Source organism: Tateyamaria armeniaca, assembly GCF_045797845.1.
GTDB lineage: Bacteria > Pseudomonadota > Alphaproteobacteria > Rhodobacterales > Rhodobacteraceae > Tateyamaria > Tateyamaria armeniaca.
In genome coordinates, this window is the sequence record NZ_JBHDIY010000002.1 from 3,868,775 (window position 1) to 3,884,732 (window position 15,958).

At 62.1% G+C, this 15,958-nt stretch carries 13 protein-coding genes and 1 pseudogene; 7 read left to right on the forward strand and 7 right to left on the reverse strand.

Annotation, left to right across the window (positions count from 1 at the left end):
* Positions 1-844: 844 nt before the first annotated feature.
* Positions 845-1,524: pseudogene (locus ACERZ8_RS19645) on the forward strand (hypothetical protein).
* 27 nt (positions 1,525-1,551) lie between these two features.
* Positions 1,552-1,986, forward strand: a complete 435-nt coding sequence (locus ACERZ8_RS19650; RefSeq protein ID WP_407593856.1) for a DMT family transporter — start codon at positions 1,552-1,554, stop codon at positions 1,984-1,986.
* On the opposite strand, the gene ACERZ8_RS19655 is transcribed toward ACERZ8_RS19650, so the two are convergent.
* The 3 genes from ACERZ8_RS19655 to ACERZ8_RS19665 all read right to left on the reverse strand — a co-directional run bounded on the left by ACERZ8_RS19655 (position 1,983) and on the right by ACERZ8_RS19665 (position 4,987).
* Positions 1,983-2,966: an Ldh family oxidoreductase gene (locus tag ACERZ8_RS19655; protein ID WP_407593857.1), complete on the reverse strand. Its 984-nt coding sequence runs from the start codon at positions 2,964-2,966 to the stop codon at positions 1,983-1,985. The two genes, ACERZ8_RS19650 and ACERZ8_RS19655, sit on opposite strands and share 4 nt — an antisense overlap.
* A gap of 97 nt (positions 2,967-3,063) precedes the next feature.
* Positions 3,064-3,747: an ABC transporter ATP-binding protein gene (locus ACERZ8_RS19660; RefSeq protein ID WP_407593858.1), complete on the reverse strand. Its 684-nt coding sequence runs from the start codon at positions 3,745-3,747 to the stop codon at positions 3,064-3,066.
* On the reverse strand, positions 3,740-4,987 hold the full coding sequence (locus tag ACERZ8_RS19665) for a lipoprotein-releasing ABC transporter permease subunit (protein ID WP_407593859.1): 1,248 nt from the start codon (positions 4,985-4,987) through the stop codon (positions 3,740-3,742). Before ACERZ8_RS19665 ends, ACERZ8_RS19660 begins: the two co-directional genes overlap by 8 nt.
* A 219-nt stretch (positions 4,988-5,206) precedes the next feature.
* Between ACERZ8_RS19665 and ACERZ8_RS19670 the strand changes: the two genes are divergently transcribed.
* Positions 5,207-6,847, forward strand: coding sequence for an ABC transporter substrate-binding protein (locus ACERZ8_RS19670; protein WP_407593860.1), 1,641 nt, complete (start codon positions 5,207-5,209; stop codon positions 6,845-6,847).
* 4 nt (positions 6,848-6,851) lie between these two features.
* Here ACERZ8_RS19670 and ACERZ8_RS19675 read toward each other — a convergent pair whose 3' ends face one another.
* From ACERZ8_RS19675 to proS, 3 genes are read right to left on the reverse strand one after another with little or no spacing between them, the layout of a single operon-like run.
* Complete coding sequence (locus tag ACERZ8_RS19675; RefSeq protein WP_407593861.1) at positions 6,852-7,355, reverse strand: DUF2937 family protein; 504 nt, start codon at positions 7,353-7,355, stop codon at positions 6,852-6,854.
* A complete protein-coding gene (locus ACERZ8_RS19680; protein ID WP_407593862.1) occupies positions 7,352-8,314 on the reverse strand; it encodes a serine hydrolase domain-containing protein in 963 nt (320 codons plus the stop codon). The genes ACERZ8_RS19675 and ACERZ8_RS19680 overlap by 4 nt, the downstream gene beginning before the upstream one ends.
* A gap of 27 nt (positions 8,315-8,341) precedes the next feature.
* Positions 8,342-9,679 carry a proline--tRNA ligase gene (gene proS, locus ACERZ8_RS19685; protein WP_407593863.1) on the reverse strand — a complete coding sequence of 446 codons (1,338 nt, stop codon included), beginning with the start codon at positions 9,677-9,679 and terminating at the stop codon, positions 8,342-8,344.
* A gap of 233 nt (positions 9,680-9,912) precedes the next feature.
* On the opposite strand from proS, the gene ACERZ8_RS19690 reads away from it, so the two are divergent.
* The 4 genes from ACERZ8_RS19690 (at position 9,913) to ACERZ8_RS19705 (ending at position 15,576) form a co-directional block, all read left to right on the forward strand.
* Complete coding sequence (locus ACERZ8_RS19690; RefSeq protein WP_407593864.1) at positions 9,913-11,001, forward strand: AI-2E family transporter; 1,089 nt, start codon at positions 9,913-9,915, stop codon at positions 10,999-11,001.
* Between the two features lie 2 nt (positions 11,002-11,003).
* Positions 11,004-11,687, forward strand: coding sequence for a P-loop NTPase family protein (locus ACERZ8_RS19695; RefSeq protein WP_407593865.1), 684 nt, complete (start codon positions 11,004-11,006; stop codon positions 11,685-11,687).
* Between the two features lie 40 nt (positions 11,688-11,727).
* On the forward strand, positions 11,728-13,896 hold the full coding sequence (locus tag ACERZ8_RS19700) for an RNA degradosome polyphosphate kinase (protein WP_407593866.1): 2,169 nt from the start codon (positions 11,728-11,730) through the stop codon (positions 13,894-13,896).
* 132 nt (positions 13,897-14,028) lie between these two features.
* The gene (locus ACERZ8_RS19705) at positions 14,029-15,576 is read left to right on the forward strand and encodes a Ppx/GppA family phosphatase (protein ID WP_407593867.1); all 1,548 of its coding nucleotides are present in this window, start codon (positions 14,029-14,031) and stop codon (positions 15,574-15,576) included.
* On the opposite strand, the gene ACERZ8_RS19710 is transcribed toward ACERZ8_RS19705, so the two are convergent.
* The gene (locus ACERZ8_RS19710) at positions 15,573-15,941 is read right to left on the reverse strand and encodes a hypothetical protein (RefSeq protein WP_407593868.1); all 369 of its coding nucleotides are present in this window, start codon (positions 15,939-15,941) and stop codon (positions 15,573-15,575) included. The genes ACERZ8_RS19705 and ACERZ8_RS19710 overlap by 4 nt on opposite strands.
* Positions 15,942-15,958 lie beyond the last annotated feature (17 nt).

A 15,958-nucleotide genomic window follows, 5' to 3' on the forward strand; every position in this document is an offset into this window, starting at 1 on the left:
GCCAAGTAAATCTTCGCTCACAGCTATGCACCAACACCCACCATATCGCCGTGCCGGGGGACGGCCCGGCTATGGCCCTCTCGCACATCGCTTCGCAATGTGCTGCCGGGTTACGCGCCCACGGTGTGGACGCTAAGGCGGCGGCCTGCGGCCTTGATTCCGCCCTTTGCGCAAAGTGTCGTCGTGTTGCTAGCGCTGACCCACTCCGAAACTGCTCGGGGATACGCTGCCAGATAACACGAAAAGGAACGGAGGCTCTCGCCCCCGCTCCATACTCGTTACCAAACCAACGGGCGACAACTCTGCCCGTGGCTCTGTTCTTTTTGCCGCGTAAAGGTGAACACGTGTTTACCAAAGCAAGGCATCTTCAAGGCATTTTACCGACCTCCTTTGGCCATCCTCCCCGACGATTGGCTTGTTTCCGCCGATGCGATGAAGCAGCGCCAAATCCACATCCAAAACCGTCCAGACCCCTGTATTTCCTGACGCAAGCGCAGCGCCCCGCGTGCTGGCACTGTCGCCACCCCTCGCCCAATGTGGCAAAAATGGTGTGACTGTCGACATCCCCGTCACAGACGCAATTGCGCGGGTCCGTGGCATCATCTCGGACGACGCAGCACCAAGCTCGCGGACAGGACAATGGTACAGGTCGCAAAGACGCATACGGAACGCTTGATTCCAATGGCCATGCATAGAGGCACTGGCATTATGCGCAGAGTGATCCATGATCCGCGCTCACTGGACCCTGCCCGCAGCGCTACGAGCCAAGCCCATCACCGACACCCATGACAATCTGGCGTATTCGCGTCTTGATCCTCGTCGCGTTCTGGCCCCTACTGCGCACATGATCCTGCGCACTCTTTTGATCCTGACCCTGCTTGCGGGCTGTGGGCGGCCCCTGACCCAAGCCGAGATCGCCTTTTCCTCGACCATTCACGGCGATGCGCTGGATACCTCTCGGGTACGCCTTGTGAACGGTTCACCCACCCGCGCTGTCACCTTTCGGCGCAAGGCGCGGCCCCGCACCTCATGCCGCGAGCTGATCCTGCCGCCACCTACGGACGCCATCGTGACGGCCAAACCCGCTGCCGTTGCCCTGTGGCACAGCGTGCTGTTCGACAAGGACTGGTACCTTGAGGATTACGTTCCCGACTATCCCGACCAGATCAACCTGATCGCGGCGATGCTGTTGGCACACGAACTGACCCATGTCTGGCAGTGGCAAAACCGGGCAGAGACGGGTTATTCCCCCTGCGTGCTGCGCGCGAACATCAGGTGAGCGATGACCCCTACCTTTTTGATATCGCGGCAGACCGCGAGTTTTCGGAATTCGGCTACGAGCAACAAGGCTCCATCGTCGAAGAGTTCGTCTGTTGCCGGGCACTCGCCCCGCAAGCGCCGCGCACCAAGCGTCTGCATGCCCTGATATCCAAGGCGATGCCCGTCGCCGCCCTGCCCCAGTCACGTCAACACGATGTGCGCCTGCCCTGGGACGGGGTAGAGCTGGACGGGATTTGCGGCTGACCGATGTCTGACAAGGAAAGATCACCCATGGCCCATTATGCCCTGATCATGCTGCTGGCCGGGATCGGCATACCGGTTCTTGCCGCCCTCAATGCCGCCCTTGGCACGCGCCTTGGCAATCCGGCGGCGGCGGCTGTGGTTCTGTTCATGATTGCGCTGCTGACGGCGACGGTCGTCTTTGCCCTGACCGGCGCGCACGGGATGGACCGGGTGGCGGCGGCGCCCAAACACCTGTTTCTGGCAGGTGCGCTGATCGCCTTTTATGTGCTGTCGATCACCTTCATCGCGCCGCATTTCGGCATCGGGAACGCGGTGTTTTTCGTGCTGATCGGGCAGTTGATCAGTGCGGCGGCCATCGATCATTTCGGGCTATTCGGCGCGCAGGCGATGGCCCTCAGCCCCGCGCGTATGGGCGGGATTGCCCTGATGGCTGCAGGTGTGTGGCTGACGCAGCAGGCCTAGTCCGACAGGGCTAATTCCTGCGCCTGCGCCCAAGCTGCATCGTCCACGTCCGCCGGATCTGCGATCACGCGCCGCTGACCCGGCATGCGCCCGCCTGCATCCTCTGCAATCATCGCGCTCAGCGCATCAAGCCGGTTCCGGAACGCGTCAGACGTGCTGGGATCAATCAGAATGTAGTATTGCCCAAGATCGTGGGGCGGACCTTCGGGTGCTTTGAGCGGTTTGACATCGCGGCTGAGCACACCGCCGGTCATGCCGGCCGCAAGCAGTTCGGCCATCAGACCAAAGCCCCAGCCCTTATAACCCCCCATCGACACCAGTGACCCGGCCAAAGCGGCCTCCGGGTTAGTCGTGGGATTGCCGTCCGCATCCAGCGCCCAGCCCTCGGGGATCGCCTCTCCGGCGGCCTTGGCCATCGTGATCTTGCCCAGCGCCACGGTCGTGGTTGACTGATCGAACTGCATCGCCAACCCGCCCTGCCCGTCTGGTACGGAAAACGCGATAGGGTTCGTGCCGATCATGCGCGTCTTGCCACCGGGCGGGGCCACGATGGGCGAGGCATTGGTCATCCCCAGCCCGATCAGACCTGCTTGCGCAATCTGTTCGGTGAAATAGCCCAGTGAGGTGCACGTATGTGCATGCCCAACGGCCAGCGTTGCCACCCCGTATTGCCGCGCGGCGTCCAGGGCCGGGGCCAGACCATAGGCAAAGGCGGGTTGGGCAAAGCCCATGAGCGCATCGACCTGAATGGCCGAGGGGCGCACGGCTGTGACGACAGGCACCACATCGCCCTGCACCCGGCCAGTGCGCAACTGCGCGCAATAGCTTTCGAGGTAGTAAAGGCCGCAGATGCGGTTGCCCGTTGCCTCGGCGCGCGCCACGGCCCGCGCCACTTCGGCAGCCGCAAAGGTTCCGGCACCATGACGCATCAATGCGGCCTGAACGGTACGTTCGATTTCAGCCAGTGAGACAGATGCCATGTTCAGTTCCTTTGCGGAATGGCCGCAACGCACAGTCAGAGCAAACCGCGCAGTCCACGTCAAGCGTGCCCGTGAGGTCCAGAGGGATGTATCCCGCCTAAGCTGTGCTCAAACGTCCCGCATCCAACCGCAGGGTGCGATCCATGCGCGCGGCCAGCTCAAGGTTGTGCGTGGCGATCAGTGCCGACAGGCCGGTATCGCGCACCAGCGTCATCAGCGTGTCGAACACCTGATCCGACGTGGCCGGATCAAGGTTGCCCGTCGGCTCATCGGCCAGCAGCAGGCGCGGCCCATTGGCAAGTGCGCGGCAAAAGGCGACCCGCTGCTGCTCCCCGCCCGACAACTCGGCAGGACGGTGATGCGCCCGCGGGGCCACTCCCACTTTGTCCAGCAACATCAGCCCGCGCGCGCGCGCCTCACCTTTGGTCACGCCATTGCTCAGCTGCGGCAAGACAATATTTTCAAGGGCCGAGAATTCGGGCAGCAAATGGTGAAACTGATAGATGAAGCCCACATCCGCCCGCCGCGCGAGCGTCCGGCGCCGATCGGACTGTCCGGTCAGGTTTTGACCCGCCAAAGTGACAGTCCCGGTGTCAGGCGTGTCCAGCAGCCCCGCGATATGCAGCAATGTCGACTTGCCTGCGCCAGATGGGGCCACAAGGGCGACGATTTCGCCCGCGTCAACGCTCAGATCGACACCGCGCAGCACCTCGACCTGGCTGGGTAGGCCCACATTGTAAGTCTTGGCGATCCCTTGCAGCGCCAGCACAGTGTCACTCATAACGCAGCGCCTCGACAGGGTTCATCCGGGCCGCACGGCGCGCCGGAAAGATGGTGACGATAAACGACAGGCCCAGCGACAGGGCCACGGCACTCAGCACATCGGACAGGTTTAATTGTGCGGGCAACGCATAGATGCCCCGAATGCTCGGATCCCATACGCCGCCGCCCATCACGTAGTTCACGAAAGAAAACAGGGGGTCGATGTAAAGGGCAAAGAGGCACCCAAGCACCACGCCCATGGCCGTGCCGATGAGGCCTGTGAAAGCACCGCAGATGAAGAAGACGCGCAGGATCGACCCTTCGGTCAGACCCATGGTGCGCAGGATACCGATGTCTCGCCCCTTGTTCTTGACCAGCATGATCAGGCCCGAAACGATGTTCATCGCCGCGATCAGCACAAGGATGCTCAGGATGATGAACATCACGTTGTCCTCAACCTCAAGCGCGCGCAGGAAACCGCCCGACGCATCGCGCCATGTCCAAAGCTGCGTGCGCTCGCCCGCGGTTTCCAACAAGGCGGTGGCATAGGTGTCGACAGCCTCGGGGTCGTCCACCATCACTTCGATCTCGTCCACCACCCCTTCGCGGTTGAAGAATGTCTGCGCCTCGGCCAGCGGCAGATAGACCCGCACCCGGTCGATGTCATAGCGCCCTGCGGAAAAGATATAGGTGACTTCATAGGCATTGATGCGCGGGCTGGTGCCAAAGGCGGTCCTGACCCCGTTGGGCGAAATCAGCTTGATCCGGTCGCCCACCTGCGCGCCGAGTTCAAGGGCCACACCCGACCCGATGGCGATCCCCTGTTCATAGCGTTCAATGTCACCTTGCGCCGTTTCAGGGTCGGCAATACGTGGCAGGCTGGCAAGGTTTTCTGCCGACATGCCATAGACTTGCACCCCGGCGTTCGCGCTGCGTAGGTTGGCCATCACCTGCCCGCGCACAATGGGGGCCGCACGGGTCACGCCCGGCACGCTGCGCAGGGCCTCGGCCTTGGCGTCATAGTCGGTGATGGTGCGGTCAATCGCCCCGGTCGGGGTGACTTCGCCGATCTGATAGACGGTCACATGGGCGTTGGCCCCCAGGATCGTGTCCACAAACTCGGCCCGAAAGCCCGAGCGCACCGACAACGTCGCGATCAGCGCAAACACGGCCAGCGTGATGCCGATCAGGCTGATCCACGTCATCGTGCTGACGCCGCCCGTCGCACGGCGCGCACGCAGGTAGCGCCATGCGATCATCCACTCGAAAGGCGCAAAGGGGGTGTGGCCACGGTTTCGGGCTCCTGCTCAGTAATTGATGCAGACTTGGGCGTATCGCGCGGCAAGGTCAAGCGGTTGGGCATCTGTGCTTGGCACCGGGCATGTTCACGCTATGGTTAACGGCGACGCGGTGCGATGAACGCACCGCCCAAAAGCACCGCGCTTTTGCATCCGTAGCCAACCGACAGGCTTTTTCCCATGACACATATGAAATCCATTCACCCCGCCGCCCACGCCTATGCCGACGAGGTCAAGGCAGGCACCCTCAGCCGACGCGAATTTCTGACCCGTGCCACATCGCTTGGCCTCACGGCGGCGGCATCCTACGGGTTGTTGGGCCTTGCCCGGCCAGCCAAGGCCGCAGCCCATGCCCAGACAGGCGGGACGTTGCGCATCGAAAGCTCGGTCAAGGCGCTGAAAGATCCGCGCACCTATGACTGGCCACAAATGTCCAACTTCACCCGTGGCTATCTTGAATACCTGGTCGAGTACCAGGTGGATGGCAGCTTTGCCCCCTCGCTGCTGTCTGGTTGGGAGGTCAATGCAGACGCGACCGAATACCTGTTGACGGTCCGCGAAGGCGTCACATGGTCCAATGGCGATCCCTTCACCGCCGAAGACGTCGCCTTCAACATCGCGCGCTGGTGCGAAAAGGCGGTCGAGGGCAACTCCATGGCCTCGCGCATGGATTCACTGGTGGATGCAGAGACCGGTCTGGCGCGCGAAGGCGCGATCACGGTGGTCGATGCCAGCACAGTGAAACTGGTGCTGAACACCGCTGACATCACGCTGATCGCAGGTTTCTCCGACTATCCGGCGGCCATCGTCCACCAGTCCTTCAATGGCGACCCGCTTGCCAATCCCATCGGCACCGGCCCCTACCTACCCGGCGAGTTCGAGGTCGGGGTCAAGGCCGAACTGGTCAAGAACGAAAACCACACATGGTGGGGCGAAGGCGCCTATCTCGACACAATCGAATATATCGACTTTGGCACCGATCAGGCTGCCATTTTCGCCGCCGTCGACGCGGATGAGGTGGACATGGTCTATGAATCCATCGGCGAATTCATCGAATTGTTCGATTCCATCGAATGGACCAAAAGCGAGGCGGTGACCGCAAACACGGTCGTGATCCGCCCGAACCAGCAGGCCGAGATCAATGGCATGAAACCCTACGCAGATGCGCGCGTGCGCCGTGCGCTGGCCATGGCCATCGACAACAACGTGCTGCTGGAACTGGGCTTTAACGGCAACGGGCTGGTGGCGGAAAACCACCACGTCTCACCCATTCATCCCGAATATGCCGAACTGCCCGCGCCCGTACATGACCCCGAAGGCGCAATGGCCCTGCTGGAAGAGGCCGGGATGGCGGATTTCGAACATGACCTGATTTCCATCGATGACACATGGCGCAAGAACACTTCGGATGCCGCGGCAGGTCAGTTGCGTGATGCAGGCATCCCGGTCAAACGCACGGTGCTGCCCGGATCGACCTTTTGGAACGACTGGGCCAAATACCCGTTCTCGACCACGGACTGGGCGCAGCGCCCCCTTGGCGTGCAGGTTCTGGCGTTGGCCTATCGCTCGGGCGAGGCGTGGAACGAAAGCGCCTTTGCCAACGAGGAATTCGATGCGACTCTGGCCGAGGCGCTGTCCATTGCCGATGCCGATGCCCGGCGCGAGGTGATGGCCAAGCTGCAAAAGATCATGCAGGACGAAGGCGTTGTGGTCCAACCCTACTGGCGGTCGATCTATCGCCACCACAAGCCCGGCATCGTGGGCGGAGAAATGCACCCGACGTTTGAGATTCATGTCGCCAAGCTGGGTTTTGCGGCCTGATCGCTTACGTTCCGGCGCGGCGTGGGCTGCGCCGGAACGGCCATGCAAGAATTTTGAGCGCTGCCCAGAACGCCACCAGCCCGGCAAGAAACCCTGCCCCGGCAAAACTAACCCCGGCCATGTCCAGCGGCACAGCCGGTTTGTAGGCCTCCAGCGCTGCGCGGGCGACATCTTCGTCCGTCATCCGGGCTGCGTGATAGGCGCGCATGAACGGTCCAGATTTTTCAAGCACAACCAGATCTTCGCGCAACGTGTCATAGCGCGCGAATGTGCGGGTCATGTCACGACGCCGAGCGTCCAGAAAATCAGTGCCCTGCATTTGTGACAGCGCCGCCTCACGGCTCAGGCCCGCATCCGCCGCAGAGGCATCAAAGTCGGCCACGACCTTGCCCAACGCATCGACCGCCCCACCCAGACGCTGGGTGTATTGCTGCGCAAACTCGGGAAATTGCGAGGCCGACGCCCCGCCCAGAACACCAGTGGCCAGCATAAAGGCCCGCAGGATCACTGGAACGGTCCATAGGCCGCGCGGCCCATCACGGCATCGAGGTCCCGGCGCGCGTCATCATCGACACATCCGTCATATCCCATGACGGCCGTCCATTCGCCGCCCCAGGTCACGGCATAGGCACCGACGCTGAACAGGCCGGGAAAACACAACGACCCGAAGTGCCAGAAGTTATAGGTGCCATCGCCGGTGTGGTTTTCGCGGAAAACCGTGCCAAGGCCGTAATATGCACCGCTCGTTCCAAGGGGGACGTGGGGGTAGTTCATTGGCGCGCGGCCCGTATCATTGCCGGGTCCGAACCAGTGACTGTGCACCCGCGCATAGTCCAGCGGTGACATCGCCCAGCCACCCCAGCTGAGGAACCCGCCACTGCGCTCAGAGGCTTCGCCGCGCGCGCCAGCCGGTTCAAGCACAAGGCGGTGACAAACCTCTTCGTAGGTTTCACCACTGCTGGCTTCGATCACCATCGCCAGCACCGCGTAGTTGACATTGTTGTAGTGATACGTGCCCGCCGGTCCGACAGGCTCTTTCATCAGGTTCACCACGATGTCGGCGCGATGCCCCTCCGTATTCAGCCACAGCACCATGAGCGGCTGCGTGATGTCAGCGACAATCCCACTGGTGTGGGTGACAAGTGACGCGACGCTCACATCCGGCCCGCGCCCCAGCACTTCGCGCACGCTGGCCGAAAAATCCAGACGCCCCGCATCTGACAGGGCGGCAGCACATAGCGCAGTAATGGATTTGCTGACACTGGCAAGGTCAACTGGCGCCGACCCATCGCCAATCACCGTGGTCGGCGCACCTTGATAGGCAAAAGCGCCGGTGCCCGTCACCTCGTTGCGTACCAGCCAGCCCGCATAGGCATCCCGAAGCGCCGTCATGCGGTCCGCGTCCTGTGCAGCCACGCCCAGCGGCAGCCACATCAGAACCAAAACAGTTCGAACAAGAGCAAGCATTTCAGTCACCCTATCACATCGTCGCGGCTAGTGGTTGGCGTAAATCTCCGCGACGCGCTTGACCGCCTCTTCAGGCGGCAATTCTTCGCTAACGCCGGTGCGGCGCGAGGTCAGTTCGACCACCCCGTTCTTGAGGCCACGCGGCCCGACGGTGATGCGCCATGGCAGGCCGATCAGGTCCATCGTGGCGAACTTGCCCCCGGCCCGTTCATTGCGGTCGTCATACAGCGGCTCAAGCCCCAGCAGGCCAAGGCTCGCATAAAGCGCCTCGCAGGCGGCATCGGCCTCGGCGTCGCCCTGTTTCAGGTTCACGATCCCGCAGTGATAGGGCGTGACCCCTTCGGGCCAAATGATGCCCTTGTCGTCATGGCTTGCCTCAATGATCGCGCCCATCAGGCGGCTGACCCCGATGCCGTGACTGCCCATGTGCACCGGCACCTGTTTGCCATCGGGGCCCTGCACGACTGCGTTCAAAGGTTCGGAATACTTGGTGCCAAAGTAGAATATCTGCCCCACCTCGATCCCGCGCGCCACGCGGCGGCGCTCTTCGGGGATGGCGTTGAACAGGGCCTCGTCATGGGTCTCGTCCGTGCGGGCATAAAGATTGGTAAATTCTTCCATGACACCCGCGCATTGGGCCACATCATCATAGTCGATGTCGCGATCCCCAAAGGTCAGGTCGGTGACTGCGCTGTCGTAAAACACTTCGGACTCGCCCGTGTCGGCCAGCACAAGGAATTCATGTGTGTCGTCGCCCCCGATGGGCCCGGAATCCGCGCGCATCGGAATCGCCTGCAACCCCATACGCTCGTACGTGCGCAAATAGCTCACCAGATGGCGGTTATAGGAATGCATCGCATCTTCTTTGGTGAGGTCGAAATTGTAGCCGTCCTTCATCAGAAACTCGCGGCCCCGCATCACGCCAAAACGTGGTCGGATCTCGTCGCGGAACTTCCACTGGATCTGGTACATCGTCAGAGGCAAGTCCTTGTAGCTGCCCACATGGGCGCGAAAGATGTCCGTGATCAGTTCCTCAGCGGTGGGCGTAAACAACATGTCCCGGTCATGCCGGTCGGTGATGCGCAGCATTTCGGCGCCGTAGGCATCATAGCGCCCGCTTTCGCGCCACAGGTCTGCTGACTGGATGGTGGGCATCAGCATTGCCATGTGCCCGGCGCGCCCCTGTTCCTCGTGCACGATGTTTTCCAGCTTGCGCAGCACCTTGAACCCAAGCGGCAGCCATGAATAGATGCCCGCACTCGCCTGCTTGATCATACCCGCACGCAGCATCAGGCGATGGCTGACGATTTGCGCCTCGCTGGGGTTTTCCTTCAGAACGGGCAGAAAATAACGGCTCAGGCGCACGGGGGTGTCTCCTTTTCAAGTCGTCCCTGATTAGGGCAAAGGCAAAACGCCCGCAACGTCCCTTCTCTGATTGCAAAAAATCGCGAGGCGGCATCGCACACCCCGGCGCCGAGCCCCTCATGAAAAAGCGCGCGCGCCAGCGCACCGTTTGGCAGCGTCAAGGGCCGCATACCCCTTGCAGCAGCGCGCAAAACCCCGCAAATGTAGCCCATCCATTAAGGTCGGAGAACAGCATGGCCCTGCCGGTGCGCGAACAGATCAAGTATTGGGGGGCCGCTGCAGCGGTCTTTTTCGTGCTGCTCTATGCCCTTGGTGACCAGCTTTTGCCGTTCTTTCTGGGTGCTGCCATCGCCTATTTCCTCGACCCGGTCGCCGACTGGCTGGAGGCACATGGATGCAGCCGGGCCGTGGCGACGGCCATCATCACGATCACGGCCATCATCGTTTTTGTGCTGCTGGTGCTGCTGGTGATCCCGACCCTCGTGCAACAGGCCGTTGCCCTGTTCAACGCCGCCCCCGAAATCGCACGCAACGTGGGCACCTTTTTGGCCGAGAAGTTTCCAAGCCTGCTGGACGAAGGGTCCACGATACGCAAATCCATTGACGGGTTGGGCCAGACCATTTCCGAACGCGGCGGACAGCTTTTGAATTCCGCGCTGACATCGGCGGCAAGCCTCATCAACATCATTGTGCTGTTCGTGATCGTGCCGGTCGTCGCAGTCTACATGCTGCTGGATTGGGACAGGATGGTGGCGCGCGTGGACACGCTTCTGCCGCGCGACCACGCACCGGTAATCCGCCGCCTCGCGCGTGAAATCGACGCTACGCTGGCCGGTTTCATTCGGGGCATGGGCACCGTCTGCCTGATCCTTGGCACTTATTACGCGATCACGCTCATGCTGGTGGGTCTGCAGTTTGGGCTGGTTGTGGGCTTTGTCGCAGGGCTGCTCACCTTCATCCCCTATGTCGGCGCGCTGGTCGGCGGGGCGCTGGCCATAGGCCTCGCCCTTTTCCAATTCTGGGGCGAATGGGCCTGGATCGCTGCCGTGGCGGGCATTTTCATGATCGGTCAGGTGGCCGAAGGCAACGTGCTGACGCCCAAGCTGGTCGGCGAAAGCGTTGGCCTGCACCCTGTCTGGCTCATTCTGGCGCTCACCGTGTTCGGCGCGCTCTTTGGTTTTGTCGGAATGCTCGTGGCCGTGCCGCTTGCCGCCTCTCTTGGCGTCTTTGTGCGCTTCCTTATCGATCAGTATCAGGACAGCCGGCTGTATCAGGGGCTAGAGGCAGAGAACCGGGATGCCAAAACCGGCACTGACGACTGATCATGGCAACGCAACTGGGATTGGACCTGCCTGCACGCGCAGCCCTTGGGCGTGATGACTTCATGGTTGCCCCCTCCAACGCGCTGGCGCTCGCGATGATCGATGCCTGGGAAACGTGGCCGCTGCACAAAATGGTGCTGAGCGGGCCGGACGGGTCGGGCAAGACACACCTCACCCATGTCTGGGCCGCCGCCAGCGGCGCGCGCATCATCGCAGCACGCGATCTGACACCCGAAACGGTCGAAGACGGCACAACCGGCCCGATCGCGATCGAGGACGTGCCGGAAATCGCCGATGACATCACGGCACAAACTGCGCTGTTCCACCTCCACAACCTCCTGCACGCGGCGGGCTTGCCCTTGCTGATGACAGGGACCCAAGATCCGTCTCTGTGGCACATGTCCCTGCCCGACCTGCAAAGCCGCATTGACGCCGCAGGCCACGCCGCGCTGGATGCACCGGACGACAATCTGCTGGCCGCGGTGCTGGCCAAGTTGTTCAACGACCGGCAAGTGACGCCGCGCCCGGACGTGATCCCCTATCTCGTCACCCATATGGAGCGCAGCTTTGACGCCGCGGGCCGGATCGTGACGATGCTCGACAAGGCAAGTCTGGCGCGTAAGAAACCGGTGACCCGCGCCCTCGCCGCCGAGTTGCTGGACATTGACGGGGGCGATGGGGGATAGTCGTCACTCAACCTTCATATGTGATCGCCATACCCCTGCCATGACCAACGCAGATTTCCTTGCCTCGCCCTTTCCCGAACCCGTTGACCTGCCCGATCTGGACACGAACGGGCCGGGCCGCTTTTTCAATCGCGAACTCAGCTGGCTCAGCTTCAACTGGCGTGTTCTGGAAGAGGCCGAGAACCCGCGTGTGCCGCTGCTGGAACGGTTGCGGTTCCTGTCGATCTCGGCAGGCAACCTCGATGAATTCTATACCGTGCGGGTCGCCGGCCTGCGCGAACTGGCCATCGCTGGCAACACGACACCCGCTGCTGACGGGCTGTCGCCTGCCGAACAACTGGTTCTGATCAACGAAAATGCCCGCGCCCTGCTGATGGAACAACAGCGGGTGCTGGTAGATTTGCACGAACAGATGGACGCCGAAGGCATCAATGTCCTCACCCCCCAAGAGTTGACGGAAGAAGACATCGCGCATCTCGAAGACGTGTTTCTGGCCGAAGTCTTTGCAGTTCTGTCGCCCCTCGCCATCGACCCGGCACACCCGTTCCCGTTCATTCCCAACACCGGCTACGCCCTTGCCCTGCAGATGGAGCGCAAGGCCGACAAGCGTTCCTTGCAAGCGCTGCTGCCGATCCCGGCCCAGATTGACCGGTTCATCGCGCTGCCCGGCCCCGGCCAACGCTTTCTGCCGCTCGAAGAGTTGCTGATCATCCACATCCCCAGCCTGTTTCCGGGCTACAAGCTCAAGGCGCATTTCGAATTCCGCGTGCTGCGCGACAGCGATCTTGAAGTCGAGGAAGAGGCCGAAGACCTCGTGCGTGAATTCGAAGTCGCCCTGAAACGACGCCGCCGCGGTGAAGTGGTGCGTATGACGCATTCTGCCGGCGCGCCTCCCGCGCTGATGTCTGTGATCAAGGAGGAACTCGGGGTCACCGATCCCGAAGTGGTCGAAGTCGACGGGATGCTGGGCCTGTCAGACCTGAGCGCGCTGGTGCTCGACAACCGACCCGATCTGCTCTGGCCGTCGTTCACGCCCCGTGTCCCGGAACGCGTCAGCGATTTCGAAGGCGACATGCTGGCCGCCATCCGCCAGAAGGACATGCTGCTGCATCACCCGTACGAGACATTCGATATGGTGGTGCGCTTTCTGCAGCAGGCCGCGCGCGACCCCGACGTTGTGGCGATCAAGCAGACGCTTTATCGCACCTCGAAAAAGTCGCCCATCGTCGAAGCACTTTGCGAGGCGGCCGAAGACGGCAAATCCGTCACCGCACTGGTCGAGTTGAAAGCGCGGTTCGACGAGGCCGCCAACATCCGCCAGTCCCGCCGTCTGGAACGCGCTGGCGCGCATGTGGTCTATGGCTTCCTCGACCTCAAGACCCACGCCAAGATCAGCACCGTGGTGCGCCGCGAGGGCAAGAAGCTGGTGACCTACACCCATTACGGCACCGGCAACTATCACCCCATCACCGCACGGATTTACACCGACGTGTCGCTGTTCACCTGCGATCCCATTCTGGGGCGCGATGCGACCAAGGTGTTCAACTACCTGTCGGGCTACGCCCTGCCCGAAGGGCTCGACAACCTCGCCATTTCGCCCACCACGCTGAAACCCCGCCTGCTGGAAATGATCGCCGCAGAGGCCGACCATGCCGCCAACGGCAAACCGGCAGAGATCTGGGCCAAGATGAATTCACTGATCGATGACGAGGTGATTGACGCGCTTTACGCCGCCGGACAGGCCGGGGTGAAGATCAGTCTCGTCATCCGCGGAATTTGCGGATTGCGCCCCGGTATCAAAGGGTTCTCGGACAATATTCGTGTGAAATCCATCGTGGGCCGGTTCCTCGAACATTCGCGCATCGTCTGTTTCGGCAATGGGCACGGGCTGCCTTCGAAAAAAGCGCGGGTGTTCATCTCAAGCGCGGACTGGATGGGGCGCAACCTGAACCGCCGTGTGGAAACGCTGATCGAGATCGAAAACGCGACCGTCAAGGCACAGATCGTCAGCCAGGTCATGGCCGCCAACCTCGCAGACGTCGCTCAAAGCTGGGTGATGGCGCCGGATGGGTCTTTCACCCGGCCCGAACTGCCCGAAGGCACCTTTGCGTTCAACTGCCACCGTTTTTTCATGGAAAACCCGTCCCTGTCCGGGCGCGGATCGGCGGGCGCGTCGGACGTGCCCAAACTGACCCATACCGAAGACTAGGGCGTGCAGCCCGGGTCGGCGGGTGGGCGTCTTTCGGCGCAGCCGAAACAGTGCCACACGGCGGCGCGGGCGCATTGACCCGACGGTCACACTGGTCCATCACTGAAAAGGCAAAGGCACCACGGGGGGTCCATGAACGCTTTGGTCGAACCGCACCATGACGGGGGCCTGTTTGGTCGTCCGCTCTTTGAGGATCCGTCCGCCCGCGCGCTGGCCCGTGTCGGTGTTGTCGATGTCGGATCGAACTCGGTCCGGCTGGTCGTCTTTGACGGGGCAGCACGCAGCCCGGCCTATTTCTACAATGAAAAAATCATGTGCGCGCTGGGTGCGGGTCTTTCTGACACCGGCCACCTGAACCCCACCGGGCGCACCCGCGCGCTGGGGGCGCTGCGCCGTTTCCAGCGTCTGGCGATGGGCATGGGCCTGTCCGACCTCACGGTGGTGGCCACGGCCGCGGTGCGCGATGCCAGCGACGGTGCTGATTTTTGCGCCGATGTCGAACGCGACACCGGCCTGTTCGTGCGCACGATTGACGGGCGGGAAGAGGCGCGCTTGTCCGCGCAAGGCGTGTTGCTGGGCTGGCCGGGTTCTTATGGGCTGGTCTGCGATATTGGCGGGTCGTCCATGGAACTGGCCGAGATTTCGGGCGGCATCGTGGGGCGGCGCGAAACCTCTGATCTGGGCCCACTGAAACTACAAACCGTCAAGGGCGGCAAAAAGGGGCGGACCGCCCACATCAAGGCCACGATGGAGCGGCTGCAGGCCGCGATGGGCACGCAACGCGACCGCCTGTTTCTGGTTGGCGGATCGTGGCGTGCCATCTGCAAGGTCGACATGCACCGGCGCGGATACCCGCTGCAGGTGCTGCACGAATACCGCATGACGCCAAAGGCGGTGCGCCAGACGGCCAAATTCATCGCCGCCCACGAGGATCACGAGGCGTTGCGGTCTGCCTGCGGTATCTCCTCCACCCGGATGGCCCTCGTGCCGCTGGCCTGCGAAGTTCTGGTGCGGCTGGTCAAGACCTTCAAACCCAAGGACATCGCCATCTCAAGCTATGGCATCCGCGAAGGGATGCTGTACGAGCAGATGCCGCAGCGCCTGCGCGACCGGGATCCACTCATCGAGGCGTGCCGATTTGCGGAGGCCAAGGACGCGCGCATGCCGGGCTTTGGCAAGCTATTATACGCCTTCATCGAGCCGCTGTTCAAATCCGCACCCCAGCCGCGCAAGCGCCTGATCAAGGCGGCGTGCCTGCTGCACGACGTCAGTTGGCGCGCCCACCCCGATTACCGGGCCGAAGTCTGCTTTGACAACGCCACCCGCGCCAACCTTGGCGGGCTGAAACACTCCGAACGCATCTTTCTGGGTCTCGCCCTGTTGCACCGCTACACAAACAAGCGTGAAGGGACCCATTTCGAAGAGCTATATGACCTCATCGACGAAAAGACCAAGGTAGAGGCCGAAGTGCTGGGCAAGGCGATGCGGTTCGGTGCGATGCTGTGGATGGACAAAGACGCCAACCTCGGCGAATTCCGCTGGTATCCGAAGAAGAAACAGCTCGAACTGCGCCTCGCCCCCAATGCAATGCCCTTATTCGGGGAAGTGGCCGAGGCGCGGCTGAACTCACTTGCTGCCTCGCTTCAGGCCGAGGTTACGGTCAAACAGCGCAAGCGCTAGATGTCGATCTGTGCATCCGGGTCGGGATCGGCATCTGGCACCGGATCGTCCTGCGGTGGTTTACGGCGGATGATGATATCGCCATTGTCGAGCATCTCGGGCGGCTCGTAAACGCTCCAGTCCTCGACCTCATCCAGCAATCCGCGCAACGCAGGCCCCATCTGGGCAGTGAAGTCGCGCAAGGACGGGCCGAATTCCTCGGCCATGCCCTGCAAGTCTTCCAGTGCCGGTTCCATCTCGCGCATCAGCCCTTCCATCAGCATCTGCGCGCCGCGTTCCATCAGGGACCAACTGTCCTGTTCGCCATCCTGGGCCATGGCAGGCGTGGCAAGACCAATCGCAGCTATCAGGATCATACGTTTCATAGGCCTAATATGGGGCC